This is a genomic window from Spirillospora sp. NPDC046719 (assembly GCF_040645715.1).
Classification (GTDB): domain Bacteria; phylum Actinomycetota; class Actinomycetes; order Streptosporangiales; family Streptosporangiaceae; genus Spirillospora.
This window is the reverse complement of sequence record NZ_JBEYYT010000201.1, coordinates 1-16,392: the sequence shown is the minus strand read 5'-3', so window position 1 is coordinate 16,392 and position 16,392 is coordinate 1. Positions and strand designations below refer to the sequence as shown.

Genomic DNA, 16,392 nt, shown 5'->3' with positions numbered 1-16,392 from the left:
CGAGGACGCGCCGCGCCGCCGGCGGGGCGCCGCCGTGCAGGCGGCCGCGGTGGTCGGGCCGCCAGCCGCGCTCCCGGAACAGCTCCCGCAGCCGCGCGTACCGGACGATGTGCCCCGCGAACCGGTCGGACCGCAGCGCCCCCTCCTCGTCGGGGGCGAGGACGCACACCTCCCGGAACGCCTGCTTGAACGCCTGCACCATCCGGTTGTCGACCACGAAGTCCCGCCAGGCCCGCACGACGCCGGGCCGCGCCCGCGCCGGATGCCACAGCCGCACCCGCGCGCCGTCGGCGGGCGCGGGCAGCGCCCGGCCGTCCACCGTCACCAGCACGCTCTCGCCCGGCGTCGCCGCGTGCCAGACCCCGTCCGGGTCCTGGAACTCCCAGATCAGGCCGCGGGCGACGGCGCCGCTCACCGGGTGGTCGAGCCACTCGCGCCGCCACGCGCCGTGCCGCCAGGACCGCTCGTCCGCCGCCATCAGCTCCTCGGCGCGGGCCCGCTCGCCCGCGAGGGTGCCGCGCACGCCCTTCGCGAGCGCCTTCAGCTCCCTGATCTCCGCGGCGTGCGGGACCTTCAGCGCCCCGGGGACGGTCGGCAGCGGGTACCCGTCCGCGCCGACGTAGGCCAGCCGCACGGTCAGCGGGTCCTCGATCGTGAGGACGGCCTGGTAGCCGCCGACGTCGCGGGCGAGGGAGCCGTCGCCGCCGAGGCCGTGCGCGGGCACGTCGGGTGCGCCGGCCGGCTCGGGGGCGCCGGTGGGCTCGGGGACGCCGGACGCGCCGTCGTCGGGGGGCGGGGCCGCCGCGGGTCCGGCCCACGCCGTCGCGGGCCGCTTGCCGGTGGGCCGCTTCCTCGCGGGCCACGGGCCGTCGAGCGCGGCGAGGTGCGCACGGAGGTCGTCGAACATGTCGCGATCTTGGCAGATCGTTCCGCCCGAGCCGGGCCATTCGGTAAGGATCATCGCGACGGTGACAGCTGGCGGAGGATCGTCTCGTCGGTGATCCGCGTGTCGGCGGCCAGCAGGAACGCCTTGCTGAGGATCAGCGAGAGCCGCTCGTCCTCGAACGGCAGGAACACCGTGCCGCCCGTCGCGCGGCCGCCCCGCACGATGCACAGGTACGCGCCGTCCGGCTCCATCAGGATGTTCGCCGAGCCCAGATGGATCTTGTAGGTGCGCAGGTCGCCGCGGACGACCAGGTACCGCCCGTCCAGGGAGCACCGGCCGGCGATCCTCGTGCGGGGCAGGATCCGCTCCAGCGCCGCCCGCCGCACCTCCGCGCTCGCGGTCAGCTCGCCGAACGTCGCCGCGCGCCAGTAGGCGGCGTACCGGTCCTCGCCCCGGTCCGTCCAGGCCGGGTCGGCGGCGATCGAGGTGACGCCCACGAACAGGTCCACGTCCCGCATCGCCTCGCTGAACACCAGCGGCGGGACCTCGGACAGCGGCGCCTCCTCCCAGCGGCGGCCCTGCCTGCGCTCGAACCGCACCTGGTCGGTCGCGGCGTACTCGGGCGCGTAGTCGAACCCCTCCTCGGCCGGCTCGTGGTAGAAGCACGCCCGCCACGTGCCGCCGCCGAACTCGCCCCGCGCCTCCCCGGAGTAGCCGCCGTCGTAGGAACCGAGGAAGTTGCTCTGCCAGCCCCGCTCCTTGAACAGCGCGTACAGGCGCCGGTAGTGCACGATGTGCGCCGCGAACCGGTTGGAGTACGTCCTGGTCTCCTCCTCCGCCGGGGTGAGCAGGTAGATCTCCCGGAACGCCTGCTTGAACGGCTGCCGGACCCGGGCGTCCATGACCCGCTCCCGCCACGAGCGGACCTCGTCGAGCGCGGCGCGCGCCGGATGCCACAGCCGGACGTTCGCCGCTCCGCCGTCCGGGCTCCCCAGCGCGGCGCGCCAGGTGCCGTCCTCGCCCTGGAACTCCCAGATCAGCCCGCGCGCGACGGCCCCGGTGACCGGATGGTCGCGGTAGTGCTCCCGCCACTCGGCGAACGGCCAGGACCGCGCGCCGTCCGACATGATCGCCTCGACGCGCGCCCGCTCCCCCGACAGGGTCGCCCGGATCTCCTTGGCGAGCGCCTTCAGCTCCTTCAGCTCGCCGGCGAACCCGTCCTTGACCGCCGCCGGGGCCGTCCTGGACGCGCGCCCGTCCGCGCCGGTGAACGTGAGCCGGACGGTCGCCGCGTCCTCGATCGCGATCCGCGCGACGTGCTCCCCGAGCGCGCGCTCCAGCGCGCCGTCCGGGCCGAGCCCGTGGTCGGGGACGCTGCGCTCGACCAGCTGCTCGGGCGTGATGCCCTGCCGTTCGGCGGCGGTCAGGAGCGCGGCGCCGATCTGCTTGCGCAGCGCCCGGTCCTTGATCTTCTTCTGGAGGCGCCCCAGCTCCGCCAGCGCCGAGGCGTCCTCGACGGCGCCCAGCGCGTTGATCGCCGCCCCCGCGAGCTTGAGATCCTGCGCGACCTCGCCGCCGTGCGACCCCGTGCGCAGCGCCAGCGCCCCCAGGAACGGCACCGTCTCCGCACCGCCGGTCAGCGTCGCCGCCCAGACGACGCCCCGCGCCAGATCCCCGTGGTTCTGGTGGACGACGTAGTGGTAGTGGTACTGGTCGCCGACCCATCCGGCGTGGCCGCCGTGCTCCCGGCTGCACAGGGGCTCGTCCCGGGCGAGGAGGCGCAGGCACTCGGCCACGGCGGTCCGCGCGTCCGCCGCGTCCGCGAGCGAGACGCACGTCCGCCGCCACTTCTGCGACGGGCGCGGCGCCGACAGCCCGTCCAGGTGCCGGATGAACGACGCCACATCACCGCCCATCGCCTTCCGTACATGCTCACGCAGCGGCGCCGCCCACGCGTCGTGCTTCGGGACCAGACCGGCCGGAAGGGAGTCGCCGACGTCGTCCAAGAGCGCGCGCAGCCGCTTGGCGATCGCCGGGCGCTCGTGCGATCCGACGTAGCTCTCCATGAAGGCGTCATGGGCGAGGCGGAGCCGCGGCGCCACGGCTCGGCGCCCTTCGGCGTCGAGCGCGTCAACGGCGGCGAGCGCGAGCTTCAGGGTCTCCGCGAACCAACCGTCGCGGTACTCGGCGGCGCATTCGAGCAGGACCTCGACCTCGGAGGCCGCCCAGCCGCCCGTCCGCGCCGCCAGACGGGAAATGTCGCGCTGGTGGCGCCACAGCGGCGCGTCGTTGTTGCAGATGGCCAGCATGAGGGTCAGCAGCGCGGCTCTGGCGTCGGCCCCCGCGCAGCCTTCCAGCCGGCGGTCCAGGTCGCCCCGGACGGCCGTGTCCTCGGCGGCGTACGCCGCGTACTCCTCCGGGGTCTTCGCGGCGTCCCAGGAGTTCCTTCGCGCCCGGTCGAGCAGGTCGACGAGGGCGCGGGCGCGGGCCAGGGCGGCGAGGCGGACGTCGTCGAGGGCGTCGCCCTTGCGCGCCGCCGCTACGAGGGTGTCGTAGAGCATGGCCGTGAGGGTGGCAGGGGCGACCGACAAAACCGGCGAGCGGGCATCTGGTCAGTGACCTTCCGGTCACCTACGCTCGGGACAACGGGACAGAACGAGATTCGGGACGGCCCATGGCGCACAGCGTGGTGATCATCGGAAGCGGGTTCGGCGGGATCGGCATGGCGATCCGGCTCCGGGAGGCCGGCGTCCACGACGTGGTGATCCTGGAGAGGGCGGACGGCCTCGGCGGGACCTGGCGCGACAACACCTACCCCGGCGCCGCCTGCGACGTCCCGTCCCACCTGTACTCGTTCTCGTTCGAGCGCAAGACGGACTGGACGCGCCGCTTCCCGCCGCAGCCGGAGATCCTCGACTACCTGTGGCACTGCGCCCGCAAGTACGGCCTGGTCGGCCGCATCCGGTTCGGCACCGAGGTGACCGAGGCGCGGTTCGACGAGGACGCCGCGCTGTGGCGGGTCTCCACGACGACCGGCGAGCTCGACGCGCGGGTGCTGGTGTCGGCGTGCGGGCAGCTGAACCGGCCCGCGCTGCCGCCGATCGAGGGCCGCGAGTCGTTCGCCGGCGCGAGCTTCCACTCCTCCCGCTGGGACCACGGCACGGACCTGCGCGGCAAGCGGGTCGCGGTGGTCGGGACGGGCGCGAGCGCGATCCAGATCGTCCCGGAGATCGCGACGGAGGCGGCGGAGCTGCGGCTGTTCCAGCGGTCCGCGCCCTACGTGATCGAGAAGCCGGACCGGCCGTACCGGGCGTGGGAGAAGGCCGTCCTGCGGACGGTGCCCGGCGCGTACGCGCTGAGCCGCGCCCGGATCTACGCGATGTTCGAGTCGCGCGCCCTCGGCTTCGTCAAGTACCCGAAGCTGATGGGGCTGATGGAGAAGGGCTTCCGCAAGCACCTGGAGGAGCAGGTCCCCGACCCGGCGCTGCGCGACCGGCTCGTCCCGGGGTACCGGATGGGGTGCAAGCGGATCCTGCTGTCCGACACCTACTATCCGGCGCTGAACAGGCCGAACGTCCGGCTGGTCACCGAACCGATCGAGCGCGTCACGCCGTCCGGCGTCGCGACCGCGGGCGAGCACCACGACGTGGACGTGATCGTCTACGCGACGGGGTTCCGGTCCACCGACTTCCTGTCCCCGATGAAGATCGTCGGACGGGACGGGCGGGAGCTGAACGAGGCGTGGCGGGACGGCGCGCAGGCCCATCTCGGCATCACCGTCAGCGGCTTCCCCAACCTGTTCCTGCTGTACGGGCCGTACACCAACCTCGGCCACAACTCGATCATCTACATGCTGGAGTCGCAGTTCCGGTACGTGCTGGGCTGCGTCGAGGCGCTCCGCCGCCACGGCCTGGACTGGATCGACGTGAAGCCCGACGTGCAGGACGCGTTCACCCGCGAAATGCGGGAGCGGATGCGGACGACGGTGTGGGAGGCGGGCTGCCGGAGCTGGTACATGACCGAAGACGGCCGGGTCGTCAACAACTGGCCCGGGTTCACCTTCGCCTACCGCAACGCGACCCGCCGCCCCGATCCCCGCCACTTCACCGCACGGAGGGTTACCGCCCGGTAGGCGGCAGGCTAGGCTCGGAGCCATGCCGACCGCCTTCATCACGGGCGCGACCGCGGGCATCGGCGCCGCGTTCGCCCGCCGCCTCGCCTCCGACGGGTTCGACCTGGTGCTGCTGGCCCGCGACACCGAGCGGCTGGAGCGGGCCGCCGACGGGCTGCGCGAGCGGTACGGGGTGCGCGCCGAGACGCTGACCGCCGACCTGGCCACCGAGGCGGGCCTCGCCGCCGCCGAGGAGCGCGCCCGCGAGGGCGTCGACCTGCTGGTCAACAACGCCGGGTTCGGCCACAACGGCGTGTTCCTCGACGTGCCGGTGGCGGACGAGATCACGATGCTGAAGGTGCACTGCGAGGCCGTCCTGCGGCTGACCCACGCGGCGCTGCCCGGGATGCTGGAGCGCGACCGGGGCGGGATCGTCAACGTCGCGTCGGTCGCCGCGTTCGCGACGCGCGGCACCTACGGCGCGTCCAAGGCGTGGGTGGTCAACTTCTCCCAGGGCGTGGCCGCCGACATCCGGGGCCGCTCACGGGGCCGCGTCCGGGTGATGGCGCTGTGCCCCGGCTTCACGCACACCGAGTTCCACCAGCGGGCGAGCATGGACATGTCCGGGCTGCCGGAGTTCATGTGGCTGAAGGACGCCGACGTCGTCGACGCGGCACTGCGCGACCTGCGGCGCGGCGTGCAGATCAGCGTGCCCGGCGCGCAGTACAAGGCGATCGTGGGGCTCAGCCGGCTGGTGCCCCGCGGGCTGGTCGCGCGGCTCTCGTCCGACACGGGCCGTCACTACGATTGATCAAGTAGTCAAGCGTCACGGTCTTGTCACACGGAGTCCGACGGGGCATGTTGGACATCCGGCGGTTCTCAGGCGCGCGGAACCCCGGTTCCGCCCACCCCCAATCCGCCGAGAGGACCCCGATGGGTCACGACCTGGGTTACGCCGCCCTCGCTCTGATCGCGACCACCGTCTACTACATCGCCTTCCTCGTCTTCCGTGTCTCCGCGCGCCGGATGGAGCCGCTGAGGGGAAGCCGCCCGTTCCGCGTCGCCCGGCTCATGCTCACCGATCCGGTGTGGCTGGGCGGCGGGCTGCTGCTGTTCCTCGGCCTCGGCTACGAGGTGGTGGCGTTCCAGCAGATGCCGCTCGCCGTGGCGCAGCCGATCTTCGCGGTCAGCCTGGTGTTCCTCGTCGGCTACGCCGTGTGGTTCCTCGGCGAGCGGCTCGGCGTCCGGGAGTGGGCGAGCGTCGCGCTGTTCGTGCTGGCGACCGTGCTGATCGGGCTGTCGGCGACCGGTGACGGGAGCCCGGCGGCGCATGCCACGCTCGTCGGCACGCTCGAGTCCCCCTGGACGATGCTCGCGATCTGCGCGCCCGCCGTGATCATCGCCGGGCTGGTATGGCTGGTCGGCGACCGGCGCGCCGGCGGCCGGCACGCCCGCAAGCTCGCCGGGGTCGCCTACGGCATCGGCGCGGGCGCCTGCGCGGGGCTCGCCGAGGCCGGCATCCGCGGCATCTCGCTCGTCTACGCCGACACCGGCAGCCTGCGCGCCGTCCTGGAGTCGGCCTACCCGTACCTGACGCTCGGGCTGGCCGCGATCGCGCTCGGGCAGCTGCAGATCGCCCTGCAGCGCTGCCGCGTCGCGATCGTCGCGGTGGTGCTGACCGTCATCGGCCGCACCTACCTCATCGTCAGCAGCACCGTCCTGTTCGGTGAGGAGTGGCCCCGGGACGCCGTGCCGTTCCTGCTGCGCGCCGGCGGGTTCGTCCTGGCGCTGGTCGCGCTCGTGACCTTCCCGCGCTACGAGGATCCGGGCGCCACCGGGCCGCTGCCGGCGCGGGCTCCGCGCCGGAAGGGCGTGCGCGCCCTCCCCTGATCCCTTACATTGCCGGAATGGCCCCCTTCCTCCCGTCGTCTCCGGGGGCGGCGCCCCGCCGGGCGCCCGCCCGGAGAGCGGTGCCGGGCCGGGCCCTCGGCTCGGCCGCGCTCGCCGCGGCCGCCCTCGGCGCCCTCCTGCCCCTCGCCGCATCCCCCGCGTCCGCCGTGGTCGGCGGCGCGCCCGCCTCCGCCGCCTCCTACCCGTGGCTCGCCGCCGTCGGCTCGCCGGTCTTCTTCGTGCGCCCGGCGGGCCAGTTCTGCGGCGGCGTCCTCATCAAGCCGGACCAGCTCCTCACCGCCGGGCACTGCGTGTCGGTGCTGCGCGGTGTCCCCGGCCTGCTCAAGGTCACCTTCGGCCGCGACGACCTGTCCGGCGGCGGCGGCGAGAGCGTGTCCGTCACGTCCGTGAAGCTGCACCCGAAGTACAGCGAGACGTCCTTCAAGGGCGAGACGGTCAGCCACCACGACGTCGCCGTCCTCACCCTCTCGCGGCGGGTGGACCGGCCGACCGTCCCACTCGGCTCCCTGGGTTCCGCCACGAGCGGCGTGGTCGCCGGCTGGGGCACCACGTCCGAGTCCGACTGGTTCAACACCCGGCTGCGCTCCGCGCAGGTGCCGCTGCCCGGCGACGACGCCTGCAAGAAGGCGTACGGCGGCTCCTACGACGCGTCCGACATGGCGTGCGCCGGGTCGCCGAAGGCCGACACCTGCCAGTTCGACAGCGGCGGCCCGCTGCTGGTGGGCGGCCGCGTCGTCGCCCTCACCTCCTGGGCCTACGGCTGCGCCAAACCCGGCTACCCCGGCGTCTACACGCGCGTCACCGACCTGCCCTAGCCGCGCGCGATGCCCGGCCGGAAGCGGGCAGCGGTTGGCGCCGCGACCCCGCCTGCGGCGATGCTGTGACGCATGCGCGTATTGGTGACGGGGGCGGCGGGTTACATCGGGTACGCGGTGGCGCGGCGGCTGGCGGCCGCCGGGCACGACGTCGACGGGCTGACCCGGCGGGACGCCGCGCTCCCGGACGGGGTGCGGCCCGTCCGCGGCGACGTCCTCGACCCGGGTTCGCTGCCGTCCGGACCGTACGACGGGGTGTGCCATCTCGCGGCGCTCACCCGCGTCCGCGAGTCGTTCCAGGAACCGCTGCGCTTCTTCACCGCCAACGTGCAGGGCACGGTCAACGTCCTGCACGCCGCCGCGGGGGCGCGCGTGGTGTTCGGCTCGACCGCCGCCGTGTACGGGACGCCCGAGCGGCAGCCGATCCCCGAGACGGAGGCCACCGCGCCGTCCAACCCGTACGGGGCGTCGAAGCTGGCCGCCGAGCAGGCCGTCCGGTACCACGCCCGGACGGGCGCGATCGGCGCGGTGGTGCTGCGGACGTTCAACGTCGCGGGCTCGGTGGACGATCGGATCGACCCGGACGAGACCCGGCTGATCCCCAAGGCGCTCGCGGTGGCGGCGGGCCGCGCGCCCCGGCTGGAGATCAACGGCGACGGGCTGGCCGTCCGCGAGTTCCTGCACGTGGACGATCTCGCCGCCGCCTACGTCGCCGCGCTGGAGGCGGTCGGCCCCGGCGAGGACCGCGTGTACAACGTCGGCGGCGGCGCGGGCACGGCCGTCCACGAGGTCGTCTCGGCGGTCGAGGAGGTGACGGGGCGGCCCGTCCCGACGCTGCGGCGGCCGCCGCAGCCGGAGCCGCCGGTGCTGGTCTGCGACTCCGCCGCGATCCGCGCCGAACTCGGCTGGCGGCCGGAGCGGTCCGGCCTCCGGGAGATCATCCGGGGCTCGTGGTCCGCTCTCACCCGCGGGGACGGATAAACTCTCCAGCGTGTCCGACCCGAAGTTCGAAGTCCAGATGCTGCACGACCGTGTCATGATCAAGGTCGAGAAGGACGCCGGCGAGCGCCGCAGCACCGGCGGCATCGTGATCCCGGCGACCGTCGAGCAGGCCAACCGGCTGGTGTGGGGCGAGGTGTGCGGGGTCGGCCACCATGTCCGCACGGTCAAGGTGGGCGACCGCGTCCTGTTCCACCCCGGCGACCAGTACGAGGTCGAGATCCAGGGCGAGAACTACCTGGTGATGCGGGAGCGCGACCTGCACGCGATCGCCAGCGAGCGGCCCGAGCACGGCACCGGCCTCTACCTCTGACGCCGAACGACCCGTAACGGCGAGCGGCTCGTAACGGCGAGCGGCCCGTAACGGCGAGCGGCCCGTACCAGCGAAGGCGGGGCGCGGGACGGTCCGGCCGTCCCGCGCCCCGCCCTCCGGTCGGGCGGTCAGGTCTTCGCGACGGGCGTGCCGTACACGCTGACCTCCGTGAGGTGGAAGGTGAAGTTGGCGGTGTTGCCGAGGCCGACGACGCGGATGTAGCGGGCCTTCGCCTCGGTGTTCATCGTGTCGCCCGCGTCGGTGGCGGGGGCGGGGCCGTTGCGGCCGCCGAGGGTGAACCAGTGCTCGCCGTCGAGGCTGCCCTCCAGCCGGTAGGTGTAGTAGCGGGTCCCGTCGACGTAGTTGCGGACGTTGACGCGGGACACCGCGTCGACGGCGCCGAGGTCGACGCGCCACCACGTCTCGCCGTAGGTCAGCTGCCCTCCCCAGTACGGCGAGTTGGCGCGGCTGCCGTCGTTGGCGGCCTCCGGCGGCCGCCCGGCCTCCGACGACAGCGCCGTCACCGGCTTGCGCAGGCTCTGCAGCTGGTCGCCGGACCCGTCGCGCGAGGTGTCCGGCGCGGCGGTGACGCCGCCGTCGAAGCGGGCGATCGCCTCCTGGCCGGTGTGCCGGTTCACCGCGCTGACGAACATGCCGACGTCCTCGGCGCCGGACGCGCCGGACACCGCGCCGGAGCCGACGACGGTCCAGTTCTCGCCGTCGGAGCTGCACGAGCCGGTCATCCGGTCGCCGTCCCTGCGCAGCCGCACCCGGACGTCGCCGGCGGTGAACCCGCCGACCTCGGTGACGTGGTCGAGCCTGCCGTCGCCGTCGGCGTCGTAGGAGAAGACGCAGCCGTGCTCGGGCGTGACGGCGATGTCGGCGTAACCGCCGGACCCGGCCTTGGTCAGGTCGGCGGCGGCGACCAGCCCGGCGCGGGAGTACGGCGAAGCGCCGTCCAGCTGCGTCACCTTCGTCGACACCGCGTGCCCGGAGGCGAGGCCGCCCTCGGTGTAGACGGTGGCGAGCTCGTTGGTGGCACCCCAGATGTCCTCGCCGCCGGCGGCGATCCCGATCGTCCCGCCGTCCTGCGCGTACTCGGCGGGCGCGGAGGCCGCCGTCTTGTAGGGCGCGCCGATCGTGCTTCCGCCGACCATCAGCAGGGAGTGCGCGTTCGCCTGCTCGGTCCCGCCCTTGCCGCTGCGCCACGACACGGTCGCGTCCAGGCCGGGCAGCGCGCCCGGCTTGGCGTCGGCGGGGGCCGTCACGGTCCACGTCGAGGTGGCGGTCCCTCCGGGTGCGACATCGCCCGCTCCGGACGGGGCGGCCGCCTCGCGGACGGTGTAGCCGGGCGGTGCCGACAGCGCGAACCGGACGCCGCTCGCGGCGCTCAGCGTCGACTCGTTGGTGTAGGTCGCGGTGACGCGGACGGTGCCGCCCGCGGTGATCCCCTTCCGGTCGGAGGCGAGGGCCAGCGCGCCCGCGGGCTCCTCGGCGATCCGCGCGGCCAGCCGGTAGGCGTCGCCGTGCGGACGGTCGGGGTAGCGGGTGCCGGCGTGGGCCCAGTTCTCGGCGACGGCGCGCCAGTCGATCTCCTTGGGCTGCGTACCTGTCCTCATCGCGCGCTTCAGCTCGTCGAAGAACATCGTCCAGCGCTCGCCGTAGTAGCCGCCGACCAGGCCGTTGACCTCGCGGCGCGCGTAGTCCTGCAGGCCGGGGCTCTCGGTCTGCCACAGCGTGACGAGCGACTTGAGGTCGTAGTCGAGGGCCGCGGCCTCCTTCCGGTCGGCGGCCTGGCGGGCGGCCTCGCTCTGCCAGGTGCCGAGCAGGAAGTTCGGGTCGGTGCCGAGGACCTGGTCCATGAGCCCGATCTCCGCCGTCCACCGGTCGGTGAGCCGGTCGAAGGCGGCCCGGTCGCCGTCCTTGTAGGCGGCGCGGATCTTCGGCAGGAGCGAACGGCTGCGGTTGGCGAGGACCTGCCGGGCCACGTCGACGAGGTCGTAGCGGTACGCCTCGGAGCGCCGCAGCCGCGGGTCGACCTGCAGCAGCTCGCGCAGCGCCCGCTCGAACTCGGCGGGGTCGTACTGGAGGGCCGTGCCGGTGTCGTTCAGGCTCGGCTGGTCGTCGAACAGGGCGGTCACGTGCCGGGTGTCCTTGCCCGCCGGCCACGCGTAGGCGGTGCGGCCGATGATCCGCCAGGCCGCGACGGCGTGCGGGTCGGCCGCGCCGTAGCGGGCGGCGGCGTACTCGGAGAGCCAGGCGTCCATGTCGACCGGCCCGTCCTCCCACGGCATGTCGGTGAAGAACGCCACCGCGGCGGGGTTGTTGTCGATGGCCTCGGGCATCAGCGCGATGCCGTTCAGCGCGCTGCCCGGCTTGGTGCGCATGGCGTGGAACTTGGCGTTCCACACGGTGAGCCCTGCGCCGAAGTTCTGGTGGCCGCCGAAGTTCCAGATCGTGCCGAAGGCGTACTGGGTGCCGAGGAAGTCGGTCTCGCGGTCGGTGACGCTTGGCTGCTCGGTGATGCCGTCGACGATGAACATCCGGGACCGGTCGACGGCTTCGAGGGTCTCCTTCCGCGGGTTGCTCTGCCAGCCGAGGATCACCCAGAGCGCGCCCGGGTGGGCGGCTTCGAGCGCGTCCTGGACGGCCTTCGACGCGGGCCCCACCGGCACCGACCCGGCCCTGCCGCCCTCGTGCAGCAGGTCCATCTTGTACATGGTGCTCTGGCCGTAGAGCTGGGTCTGCGCCTGGTAGAACGCCGCCGCGACCTTCCCGAACTCGGGCCCGGTCGGGTCGAGCCAGTCGGGACGCTCTAGACCGTTCCACGTACCTTGCGGGACGGTGTTCGCACCCGGGTTGCGGGTCTCGAAGTCCGTCGGGACGGTGCCGTAGTAGCCGGGCAGGACGGGCGTGATGCCGAGCTCTCGGAGCCGGTCGACGATGCGCCGGGCGAGCGCCGCGCGCTGGTCGATCAGCTGCTGGGAGATCGGCGAGCCGGTGCAGCACATGTTCTGCAGCAGCCACCACGCCTGGTGGGCGGGCTGCGGGATCCACTTGCGCATGTCCTCGGCGCTGTAGCCGAACCGCTGGAAGGCCCGCTGGTAGACGGCCTCCTGGCCCTCGTACACCAGCACCTCGTTGACGCCGTGCAGCGCGAGGGCGTCGATGCGGCGCTGCCACTCGTCCCAGCTCAGGTACGCGCCGGCGTAGCCCTCGTTGGTGTCGTTGAGCGCGAACCGGTGCGCGACGGAGGCGTCCTCCTCGATCGGCGCGGCCGGCAGCGGCAGCCGGGCGGGCAGGTCGAGCTGCGCCCCGCCGATCGCGTAGTCGGCGTGCGCGACCTTGCGCAGGTACCAGCCGAAGCCGGTGAGCTGGACGGCCGGGGAGGTCCCGGCGATCACCAGCCGGCCGCCGGCGGCGGAGATGCGGAACCGGTCGGCGCCGGTGCCCTTCCCGATCGTCTGGAGGGTGACCTGCGCGGCCCGCTGCCGGCCGAGGATCCGCTCCAGCGCCTGCGCCGCGGGCCCGGTCTGCGGCGCCGCGGCCGGTGCCCCGGCGGGGCCGGTCCGGGCGGCCGCCGGCGGCACCGCCCCGGCGAACGGCACCGCGAGTGCCGCCGCCACCGCGACGGCGAGCACCCGTGAGCGCCGCCCGGCGTCTCGTCGTCTGCCCCGTGGTCTTGCCTGTCGTCTGTCCGGTCTACGGCTCAACACCATGGCGGAACCTCCACCGCGCGGGGGTTTGTTAAAGTCCTTGCAATACCAGGACGAAGTTCATAATCGATGCGCGGGGCCCTCCGGTCAAGGGGTCCGGACGATCTTTCGGAGGGGCGATGGGAGACGAACGGGCGGTCGGGACCCCGGTGCTGCGCCGCCTCAACACCGCCGCCGTGCTGCGCGCGGTGCGCGACTGCGCGCCCGAGCCCGTGCGGCTGGCCGAGCTGGTCAGGCTGACCGGGCTCACCCGCCCCACCGTGGGCCAGGCGGTGGACGACCTGGTCGAGGAGGGGTGGCTGCAGCAGCACGACCCGGCCGCGGCGTCCCCGCAGGGCGGCCGCCCCGCGGTCCGCGTCTCGCTGCGCGGCCGCGCCGCCCCCGTGCTGGGCCTCGACGTCGGCCCGCACACCGTCAGCGCCGGGATCGACGACCTGGCCGCCCACCGCCTCGCCGCCGTCCGCCTCCCCGTCGACCACACCGGGGCCGGACGGCTGCTCGGCGTCGTCGACGAGGCGGTGGGACGCGCCCTCGCCGAGGCCGGGCTCGGCGCGGACGAGATCGCCGCCGTGGTCGTCGCGACGCCCGGCATCGTCGACCCCGCGTCCGGCCGGATCCTGCTGGCGCCCAGCGTCCCGGGCTGGACGTCGGTGAACCTGTCCGAGCACCTCCGGGGCCGCTTCGGCTGCCCCGTCCAGGTGGAGAACGACGCGAACCTCGCGGCGCTGGCCGTCGCCGGGGAGCGCAGCGGCGCCGGCACCCTGCTCGCCGTGCAGTGGGGCGAGCGGCTCGGCGCCGGCGTCGTGATCGGCGGCCGGCTGCACCGCGGCACCGGGTCCGCCGGCGAGATCGGCTTCATCCGGCCGCCCGGCGACGTCCCCGACACCGGCGACGGCCGGGGGCCCCTTGAGCGGGCCATCGGCGCGGAGGCCATCACCGAGCGGGCCCGCCGGGCCGCCCGTTACCGCCCCGGCACCGCCCTCCGAGCCGACGGGCTCGACGCGGCCGCCGTCTTCGCCGCGGCCGCCGGCGGCGACGAAGCGGCCGTCGAGGTCGTCGACGAGGTGGCCGCGTCCTTCGCGCACGCCATCGCCCCGGCCGTGCTCGTGCTGGCCCCCGACGCCGTCGTGATCGGCGGCGGCGTCGCCCGCGCCGGGTCGGTGCTGCTGACGGCCATCACCCGGCACCTCGGCGGGCTGACCCTCACCCCGCCCGCCGTCGAGTTCTCCGGCCTGGCCGAGGACACCGTCCTCACCGGCGCCCTGCGGCTCGCGCTCGACGAGGTCTGGGGGCGGCTCCCCGTCTGACCGGCCGCGGCGCGCGGGACGCCGGGCGTCACCACTCGGGCGGGCGGTGCCGGATCCACGGGTCGGCCGCCTCGACCTGGGCGCAGAGCGCGAGCAGCGCCGCCTCTCCCGCCGGGCGCCCGACCAGGCTGACGCCGACCGGCAGGCCGGCGCCGGTGCGGTGCAGCGGCAGGTTGGCGACGGGCTGGCCGGTCATGTTGTAGACGCTGGTGAACGCGCTGAACGCGCTCTGCCTGCGCAGGTTGTCGAGCGGCTCGGTGTCCTTCTCGTCGAAGAACTCCACCGGCTGCGGCAGCGCCGCCAGCGTGGGCGTCAGGACGGCGTCGTAGCGGGCCGTGGCCTCGATGGACGCGCGGGCGGCGCGCTGCATCCCGCCGATCGCGGCGGCGAAGGCGGCGCCGTCCATCCGGCGGCCGTACGCGCGCCAGGCTCGGGTCACGGGGCGCAGCGCCTCCTCCGCGTCCGGTTCGACGGCCGGGCCGAGCGACTGCACGCTCCAGACGGTGACGAAGAGGTCGGAGACCTCGGGGCCGAAGGGCGTCGGGATGTCCTCGACGTCGTGCCCGAGGCCCTCCAGCACGCGTGAGGCGTGCTCCCACGCCTCGACGCAGGCCGGGTCGACGTCGACGCCCGGTGCGGCGGGCCTGGCGTAGCGGCCGATGCGCAGCCGTCCGGGCTCGCGGCCGGCGTGGCCGAGGAAGGTCTCGCCGTCCGGGAGCGGCGGGGCCCAGTGCGGGTCGCCGGGCATCGGCACCGCCATCACGTCGAGCATCGCGGCGGCGTCCCGGACGGTGCGCGCCAGCGGGCCCTGGACGGCGAGGCCGCTCACGTCGGCGCCGTCCGGTCCCGCGCTGATCCGGCCCCGGGACGTCTTGAGCCCGAAGAGCCCGCAGGAGCTCGCGGGGATCCGGATGGAGCCCCCGCCGTCGCTCCCGTGCGCGACCGGCGCGAGGCCGAGCGCCACGGCGGCGGCCGCGGCGCCGCTGGAGCCGCCGGCGGCGCGGGCGCGGTCCCACGGGTTGCGCGCCGGGCCCGCCAGGTCGTTGTCGGTGTAGCAGCAGAGCCCGAACTCGGGGGTGTTGGTCTTGCCGAGGCTGATCATGCCGCCGCGGCGCAGCAGCGTCACGAGGTGCGCGTCGCGGTCCGGGACGTGGTCGGCGTAGGCCCGGGAGCCGTAGGTGGTGCGGACGCCGGCGGTCGGGGTCAGGTCCTTGACCGCGGTGGGCACTCCGAACAGCGGCGTGGTGTGCTGGCTCGCCGCCGCTCCGTTCGACAGCGCCTCGGCCCGCGCGATCGCCTGGTCGGCGGTGACGGTGATGAACGCGCCGTAGCGATCGTTCAGGCGCTCGGCGCGGTCCAGGTAGTGGCGGACCAGTTCCGCCGGGGAGACCTCGCCCGCCCGTACCGCCGCGGCCTGTTCGAGTGCGGTGAGCTCGTGCGGTTCCGTCATGCGCGCCTTCCCTCGACGGCGGAGGCGTCCGCCCCGCGATGCCACGATCATCGCCACCCTAATACCGACCGGTCGGTATGTCAGGAGGGTCATCCTCGAAGCTGGCGCCGCCGGGATCGCGCGGGCCGGATCAGGCAGGCCGGATCAGGCGGGCCGGGACAGGGCCGCGGCGACCTCGGCGGCCGGGCCGTCGGCGAGCAGGATCGTGTAGTGGTTGGCGTCCGGCAGGGTGCGGACCGGGACGCGCTCGGCGATCGGCGCGGGATCGGGGTACAGCGGCACCGGCTGGTCGAGCATCCCGCGCCCGGCCCGCAGCATCTCCGCGGGACGGCGCAGGCGCCGCCACGCGCCCGCGAGCGCGTCCCCGGTGAGCAGGTCGGCGGAGTCCTCGGTGACCGCGTCCAGCGAGACCCGGCTGCGCAGCTCCGGCTCCTCGCCGGTCATGTCGTAGTCGACGTACGCCTCGATCGCGGGCGTCCAGACCGTGAAGGCGGGGTGCGCGCGCCAGAAGTCGCGGTTGGCCTCCAGGTCGGCGAACCGCATCCGCAGCCGGGCGGCGGCGGGGCCGATGGTGTCCGCGACCTGCTCCGCGGGCGTCCTGCCCGGCGCGACGGGCAGCGGCGGCCCGCCGTCGACCAGCACGATCCGCTCCACCCGGTCCGGATACAGGTCGCCGAGGACCAGGGAGACGAACCCGCCCATCGAGTGCCCGGCGACGACCGCCCGGTCCATCCCGAGCGCGTCGAGGACGGCCGCGCAGTCGCGGGCGTGCGCGGCCATGCCGTACGGGCCGGGCAGCGCGCCGCTGCGGCCCCGGGCCCGCAGGTCGTCGGGGGCGCGGGCGCCGCCCCGGGCGGCGATCGGGGCGGCGGGCGGGCCCCACG

12 protein-coding genes are annotated in these 16,392 nt (G+C 74.7%); 7 read left to right on the top strand and 5 right to left on the bottom strand.

Features of this window, described 5'->3' with window-relative positions; all coding sequences use genetic code 11:
• Both ABZ914_RS29280 and ABZ914_RS29275 read right to left on the bottom strand, forming a co-directional pair.
• On the bottom strand, positions 1-907 hold a 907-nt coding region (locus ABZ914_RS29280; RefSeq protein WP_500197116.1), incomplete at its 3' end, for a DUF4132 domain-containing protein.
• Positions 908-957: 50 nt separating this feature from the next.
• Positions 958-3,447, bottom strand: a complete 2,490-nt coding sequence (locus ABZ914_RS29275; RefSeq protein WP_500197114.1) for a DUF4132 domain-containing protein — start codon at positions 3,445-3,447, stop codon at positions 958-960.
• A gap of 113 nt (positions 3,448-3,560) precedes the next feature.
• Here ABZ914_RS29275 and ABZ914_RS29270 point away from each other — a divergent pair, with 113 nt between their 5' ends.
• From ABZ914_RS29270 to ABZ914_RS29245, 6 genes are all read left to right on the top strand, one after another.
• Positions 3,561-5,018: a flavin-containing monooxygenase gene (locus tag ABZ914_RS29270; protein ID WP_500197112.1), complete on the top strand. Its 1,458-nt coding sequence runs from the start codon at positions 3,561-3,563 to the stop codon at positions 5,016-5,018.
• A 22-nt stretch (positions 5,019-5,040) separates the two neighbouring features.
• Complete coding sequence (locus ABZ914_RS29265; protein WP_500197110.1) at positions 5,041-5,808, top strand: SDR family NAD(P)-dependent oxidoreductase; 768 nt, start codon at positions 5,041-5,043, stop codon at positions 5,806-5,808.
• A 122-nt stretch (positions 5,809-5,930) separates the two neighbouring features.
• Positions 5,931-6,887, top strand: coding sequence for a DMT family transporter (locus ABZ914_RS29260; RefSeq protein ID WP_500197109.1), 957 nt, complete (start codon positions 5,931-5,933; stop codon positions 6,885-6,887).
• 17 nt (positions 6,888-6,904) lie between these two features.
• Entirely contained in the window at positions 6,905-7,723 is an 819-nt protein-coding gene (locus tag ABZ914_RS29255; RefSeq protein WP_500197108.1) for a serine protease, read from the top strand.
• A 72-nt stretch (positions 7,724-7,795) separates the two neighbouring features.
• Positions 7,796-8,704: an NAD-dependent epimerase/dehydratase family protein gene (locus ABZ914_RS29250; RefSeq protein ID WP_500197106.1), complete on the top strand. Its 909-nt coding sequence runs from the start codon at positions 7,796-7,798 to the stop codon at positions 8,702-8,704.
• Between the two features lie 10 nt (positions 8,705-8,714).
• A complete protein-coding gene (locus ABZ914_RS29245; RefSeq protein ID WP_208264433.1) occupies positions 8,715-9,035 on the top strand; it encodes a GroES family chaperonin in 321 nt (106 codons plus the stop codon).
• A 128-nt stretch (positions 9,036-9,163) separates the two neighbouring features.
• Here ABZ914_RS29245 and ABZ914_RS29240 read toward each other — a convergent pair whose 3' ends face one another.
• On the bottom strand, positions 9,164-12,676 hold the full coding sequence (locus ABZ914_RS29240) for an alpha-N-acetylglucosaminidase TIM-barrel domain-containing protein (protein ID WP_500197104.1): 3,513 nt from the start codon (positions 12,674-12,676) through the stop codon (positions 9,164-9,166).
• Positions 12,677-12,870: 194 nt separating this feature from the next.
• Here ABZ914_RS29240 and ABZ914_RS29235 point away from each other — a divergent pair, with 194 nt between their 5' ends.
• Positions 12,871-14,058: an ROK family transcriptional regulator gene (locus ABZ914_RS29235; protein ID WP_500197102.1), complete on the top strand. Its 1,188-nt coding sequence runs from the start codon at positions 12,871-12,873 to the stop codon at positions 14,056-14,058.
• 28 nt (positions 14,059-14,086) lie between these two features.
• Here the strand turns inward: ABZ914_RS29235 and ABZ914_RS29230 are convergent, their stop codons facing one another.
• Positions 14,087-15,508, bottom strand: a complete 1,422-nt coding sequence (locus ABZ914_RS29230; RefSeq protein ID WP_500197101.1) for an amidase — start codon at positions 15,506-15,508, stop codon at positions 14,087-14,089.
• Between the two features lie 144 nt (positions 15,509-15,652).
• A partial coding sequence (locus tag ABZ914_RS29225) for an alpha/beta hydrolase (RefSeq protein ID WP_500197099.1) occupies positions 15,653-16,392 on the bottom strand: 740 nt, incomplete at its 5' end.

Coding starts and splice junctions, on each gene's coding strand:
- ABZ914_RS29275 (WP_500197114.1), bottom strand. CDS start 3,447: ATGCTCTACGACACCCTCGTAGCGGCGGCGCGCAAGGGCGACGCCCTC.
- ABZ914_RS29270 (WP_500197112.1), top strand. CDS start 3,561: ATGGCGCACAGCGTGGTGATCATCGGAAGCGGGTTCGGCGGGATCGGC.
- ABZ914_RS29265 (WP_500197110.1), top strand. CDS start 5,041: ATGCCGACCGCCTTCATCACGGGCGCGACCGCGGGCATCGGCGCCGCG.
- ABZ914_RS29260 (WP_500197109.1), top strand. CDS start 5,931: ATGGGTCACGACCTGGGTTACGCCGCCCTCGCTCTGATCGCGACCACC.
- ABZ914_RS29255 (WP_500197108.1), top strand. CDS start 6,905: ATGGCCCCCTTCCTCCCGTCGTCTCCGGGGGCGGCGCCCCGCCGGGCG.
- ABZ914_RS29250 (WP_500197106.1), top strand. CDS start 7,796: ATGCGCGTATTGGTGACGGGGGCGGCGGGTTACATCGGGTACGCGGTG.
- ABZ914_RS29235 (WP_500197102.1), top strand. CDS start 12,871: ATGGGAGACGAACGGGCGGTCGGGACCCCGGTGCTGCGCCGCCTCAAC.
- ABZ914_RS29230 (WP_500197101.1), bottom strand. CDS start 15,508: ATGACGGAACCGCACGAGCTCACCGCACTCGAACAGGCCGCGGCGGTA.